The following is a 4,485-nucleotide window of genomic DNA, read 5'->3' as shown; positions in this document are numbered from 1 at the left end:
GATGGCCGCCGCTGTGGCCGAGCTGTTGCCCTGCGCCACGAAGTTGATGCGGCGGTCGAGCGCGGCGCGCAGCATGGCCAGCGCCTCTTCGGTGTTGCCCTTGCTGTCCAGCCGCACCAACTCCAGCGCATGGGCGCCATCGGCCAGCTTGACACCGCCGCGGGCATTGACCCGCTCCACCGCCCACAGCAGGTTGCGGAACACCGCTTCACCGGCATTGGCGAACGGGCCCGACAAGCCTTCGATCATCGCGATGCGGATGGGCTCCTTGCCCGGGGGCACGGTGGAAGGCGCAGGCTGCGCGAGCGCTGGCTGCGTGGCGGCCACGCCCATCAGCGCACTGGCAGCCAGCGCCAGCAGGTGTCGGCGCAGCGCGCGTGCAGTGACCAGCTTCAACAGGGCAGAAGGCATCGAACGGCTTGAGCAATTTCAGGGCCGCGGATTGTAGGCAGGCAGCCTTTCGCGCACCGGACCAGGCGCCAGCGGCTCAAGCGCCACCGCCGACTGCCGACAACCCCGAAGTTGTCCGTGAAGGAATTCGCCATGCTGGCCCGCCTGTCCGTTCGTCACCGCTTGCTGTCCGCGTTCGGCCTGGTTCTGCTGCTGTTGCTGGGCACCGCTGCCATCGGCAGCCACGGCCTGCGCGAAGCCCGGCACAACGTGCAGGCCCTGCAGGCCGAGGTGCTGCCCTCACAGGCCCATGCCGGCATCGCGCTGCAGCAGTTGTGGCGCGCCCGTGCGGCCGAGCAGACCATGGTGGCCAACAACCTCGACAACACGGCCATCCAGGCGGCCCGCCAAACCTGGGAGGCGGCGCTGCAGGCCGCCGAAGGCGAGCTGGCCGCCCTGCGCAGCGGCCTGCCGCAGCAGGAGCAGCCGGCCGCCCTGGCGGGCGTCGCACGCGACGTGGCGGCCTACCGCCAAGCCTTCGACAAGTTCTACCAGGAGCTGATCGGCGCCCGCTTCCCCGATGCCCATGAGGCCACTGCCGCGCTGGGCGACGTCAACCGCCACTTCCTGGCCGCGCAGTCGGGCCTGGACGAGGTAGGTCGGGCGGTGCAGGCCTGGTCCGCGCGGCTGGGCGGCGAGGTGGAATCGCTGACCGGCCGCATCCAGCTGGTGCTGGGCGTGTTCGCCTTGCTGGCGGTCGCCGGCGCCACGGCCGCGGGCTATGCCGTCAGCCGCTCCATCCTGGCAACGCTGGCCACGGTGCGCGGCATCGCCGAACACATCGCCAGCGGGGACCTGACGCGGCCCATCGACGTGCAGGGGGCGGCCGAGACGGCGCAGACGCTGGACTCGCTGGCGCGCATGAATGCGGCGCTGCGCGGCATCGTGGCCGATGTGCGCGGCAGCGCCGACCGCATCCAGGTGGCCAGCCACGAGGTGGCCACCGGCAACCTCGACCTCAGCCAGCGCACGGAGGCCACGGCGAGCAACCTGCAGGAAGTCAGCGGCGCCATCGACCTGCTGACCACCAACGTGCACCACTCGGCCCATGCCGCCCGCCAAGCCAATGACCTGGCACGCAGCGCGGCCGAGGTGGCCCAGCGCGGTGGCTCGGTGGTGTCGCAGGTGGTCACCACGATGCAGGAGATCCACGGCAGCTCGCGCCAGATCGTGGAGATCATCGGCGTGATCGACGGCATCGCCTTCCAGACGAACATCCTGGCCCTGAACGCCGCGGTGGAAGCCGCCCGCGCCGGCGAACAGGGACGCGGCTTCGCCGTGGTGGCCAGCGAGGTGCGCAGCCTGGCCAAACGCTCGGGTGAAGCGGCGCAGCAGATCAAGCAGCTGATCCACGCCAGCGTGGCCCGCGTGGATGCAGGCGCCGAGCTGGTGCAGCAGGCCGGCCACACGATGACCGAACTGGTGGGCAGCGTGCGGCGGGTCGAAGGCACGATCAGCGACATCCACCAGCGGGTGACCGAGGTCAGCACCGGCATCGACGCCATCACCGGCCGCGTCGCCAGCGTCGACCAGATGACCCAGCAGAACGCGGCGCTGGTCGAACAATCGGCCGCGGCCGCCGACGCGTTGAAGGAGAACGCCAGCCGCCTGGTCACGGCGGTGGCCTCCTTCCGCACCGCTCAGGCGGCTTGAGCCGGCGGCGCGCTCAAGGGGCCATGGCCAGGGGCGTGATGGCGGTCACGGCATAGCCACCCTCCACCTTCTCGGCCCGGAAGCGCACGCGGTCACCGGGCTTCAGGCCCTGCAGCAGCAAAGGCTCGCGGGCGCGGAAGACCATGGTCATCGGCGGCATCTGCAGATTGGCGATCTCGCCATGGCGCAGCTTACGCGGCCGGTGTCGATATCGACCTTGCGGACCTCGGCTTCGGTCATGGCGCCTTCATCGGACACCACGGTGATGAGGCCGGACATGCCGGCCTGGTAATGGCCCGCGATCAGGCAGGCGAACTCGAACTGACCCGGCCGGTTGAACAGCCACACCACCTCACCGGTGCCGCCCGGCTGCACGTGGGCCATCCAGGGCTCGTCGTGCTGCATGTCGGGAAACTTCATCATCAACTCGGCATGCTGGCGGTTCTCGTCGGGTGTGCCGATGACGAACTCATGCAGCACAGCGCCGGCATTGCGTACCCGCAGGCGCCAGGTCTCGCCCAGCTTCACCGTGATGCGGTCGGGCTCGAAGCGCATGGTGTCGCGCAGCGTCACCTCCAGCGTGCGCCGCACCTGTTGCGGGTCGCCGGCGATGCCCCAGGGCTTCTGTTCAGGGGCGGCGGCGGGGGCGGGGGCGGCTGCGCCATGGCTGCTGCCATGGGCCTGCGCCACACGGCCGGCCAGCACCAGCAGCGGCGCCGCCAGCAGCGCAGGCACCGCTGCCAAGATGCGGCGGCGTGGGCCAAGGGGTCGGTCGTTCTCGTTCATGGTCTGCTCCTTCGTTCAATGGGCATGGCCGCCGCCGGGCTTGCGCACCTGCACCTCCACTGGCTGCGCGGGCTGGCCGGCCGCCGGCATGGCCGCGGGGCCGCTGGAAGCCGGCGCCTGCGTGGCAGGCATCGGCGTGCCGCCGAATTCATGGGCCACGGTGCCCGGCGGGTGTGTGAACCAGCCAGGGTCGCGGTAGTCGCCGGGCCGCTGGCCGCGCCGCACCTTGAGCACGCTGAACATGCCGCCCATGCCCACGGCGCCGAAGGGGCCGGTGCCGGTCATCATCGCGGCGGTGTTGTCGGGCAGCGGCATTTCCATCTCGGTCATGTCCTCCATGCCGCGCTCGCCCATCACCATGTAGTCGGGGATCAGCTGGGTGATCTGCCGCGCCACGCCGCTGTGGTCCACGCCGATCATCGTGGGCACGTCGTGGCCCATCGCATTCATCGTGTGGTGGCTCTTGTGGCAGTGGAAGGCCCAGTCGCCCTCTTCATCGGCCAGGAACTCGATCTGCCGCATCTGGCCCACGGCCACGTCGGTGGTCACCTCGGGCCAGCGGGCGCTGCGGGGCACCGGACCGCCGTCGGTGCCGGTGACGGTGAATTCATGGCCGTGCAGGTGCATCGGGTGGTTGGTCATCGTCAGGTTGCCGATGCGCACACGCACCCGGTCGTTGTGCCGCACCACCAGCGGGCTGATGCCGGGGAAGATGCGGCTGTTCCAGGTCCACAGGTTGAAGTCCAGCATCGTCATCACCTTGGGCGTGGCGCTGCCGGGCTCGATGTCGTAGGCATTGAGCAGGAAGCAGAAGTCACGGTCGACCTCGGCGATCAGCGGATGCCGGCCCTTGGGGTGGGTGATCCACTGGCCCATCATCCCCATGGCCATCTGCACCATCTCGTCGGCATGCGGGTGGTACATGAAGGTGCCGGGCCGGCGGGCCACGAACTCGTAGACGAAGGTCTTGCCGGGCGGAATGGCCGGCTGCGTGAGGCCGGTGACGCCGTCCATGCCGTTGGGCAGGCGCTGGCCGTGCCAGTGCACGGTGGTGGACTCGGGCAGCTTGTTGGTGACGAAGATGCGCACCCGGTCGCCTTCCACCACCTCGATGGTGGGGCCGGGGCTCTGGCCGTTGTAGCCCCACAGATGGGCCTTGAAGCCGGGTGTCATCTCGCGCACCACCGGCTCGGCCACCAGGTGGAACTCCTTGACGCCGTTGTTCATGCGCCAGGGCAGCGTCCAGCCGTTGAGCGTGACCACCGGGTTGTAGGGCCGGCCGCTGGGCGGCTGCAGCGGCGGCTGGGTGTCGGGCGAGGTCTGCAGCACCGGCTCGGGCAGCGCGGCCAGCGCCACGCGGCTGACGGCAGCGGCGCCCACGGCGGCGCTGGCGCCCAGAAGGTTGCGTCGGGAAAGCATCGGGGTGTTCCTTGTGCCGGCGGCGCTCAATGCGCGGCCTCGGCGGTGGGGGCGGTGGGGCTGGCGGCGGGGGCAGGAAGGCTGCCGCCGGGCGGCCCCACCAGGGCCTGGTCCAGCTCGGCCTGCGCCAGCCAGAAGTCGCGCAGCGATTCGATGGCGGTGTTCACACCCGCGATC

5 protein-coding genes are annotated in these 4,485 nt (G+C 70.4%); 1 reads left to right on the top strand and 4 read right to left on the bottom strand.

Features of this window, described 5'->3' with window-relative positions; translation table 11 throughout:
- A partial coding sequence (locus ABNT58_RS12035) for an ABC transporter substrate-binding protein (RefSeq protein WP_348753713.1) occupies window positions 1–411 on the bottom strand: 411 nt, incomplete at its 3' end.
- Window positions 412–528: 117 nt separating this feature from the next.
- Between ABNT58_RS12035 and ABNT58_RS12030 the strand changes: the two genes are divergently transcribed.
- Entirely contained in the window at window positions 529–2,103 is a 1,575-nt protein-coding gene (locus ABNT58_RS12030) for a methyl-accepting chemotaxis protein (RefSeq protein WP_348753712.1), read from the top strand.
- Window positions 2,104–2,116: 13 nt separating this feature from the next.
- Here the strand turns inward: ABNT58_RS12030 and ABNT58_RS12025 are convergent, their stop codons facing one another.
- Genes ABNT58_RS12025 through ABNT58_RS12015 form a run of 3 tightly spaced genes read right to left on the bottom strand, consistent with a single transcriptional unit; the run spans window position 2,117 to window position 4,308 of the window.
- Window positions 2,117–2,254: a copper-binding protein gene (locus tag ABNT58_RS12025; RefSeq protein ID WP_348753711.1), complete on the bottom strand. Its 138-nt coding sequence runs from the start codon at window positions 2,252–2,254 to the stop codon at window positions 2,117–2,119.
- Window positions 2,251–2,889, bottom strand: a complete 639-nt coding sequence (locus tag ABNT58_RS12020; protein ID WP_348753710.1) for a cupredoxin family protein — start codon at window positions 2,887–2,889, stop codon at window positions 2,251–2,253. Before ABNT58_RS12020 ends, ABNT58_RS12025 begins: the two co-directional genes overlap by 4 nt.
- A 15-nt stretch (window positions 2,890–2,904) precedes the next feature.
- The gene (locus tag ABNT58_RS12015) at window positions 2,905–4,308 is read right to left on the bottom strand and encodes a copper oxidase (RefSeq protein ID WP_348753709.1); all 1,404 of its coding nucleotides are present in this window, start codon (window positions 4,306–4,308) and stop codon (window positions 2,905–2,907) included.
- Between the last annotated feature and the right edge of the window lie 177 nt (window positions 4,309–4,485).

Source organism: uncultured Aquincola sp. (genome assembly GCF_964001545.1).
In the GTDB taxonomy this organism is placed as follows: Bacteria; Pseudomonadota; Gammaproteobacteria; order Burkholderiales; family Burkholderiaceae_C; genus Aquincola.
This window is presented reverse-complemented; position numbering and strand designations above follow the sequence as displayed.

Excerpts from the sequence above, each read along its gene's own strand:
- ABNT58_RS12025 (WP_348753711.1), bottom strand. The coding sequence starts at position 2,254 with ATGACCATGGTCTTCCGCGCCCGCGAGCCTTTGCTGCTGCAGGGCCTG.
- ABNT58_RS12020 (WP_348753710.1), bottom strand. The coding sequence starts at position 2,889 with ATGAACGAGAACGACCGACCCCTTGGCCCACGCCGCCGCATCTTGGCA.
- ABNT58_RS12015 (WP_348753709.1), bottom strand. The coding sequence starts at position 4,308 with ATGCTTTCCCGACGCAACCTTCTGGGCGCCAGCGCCGCCGTGGGCGCC.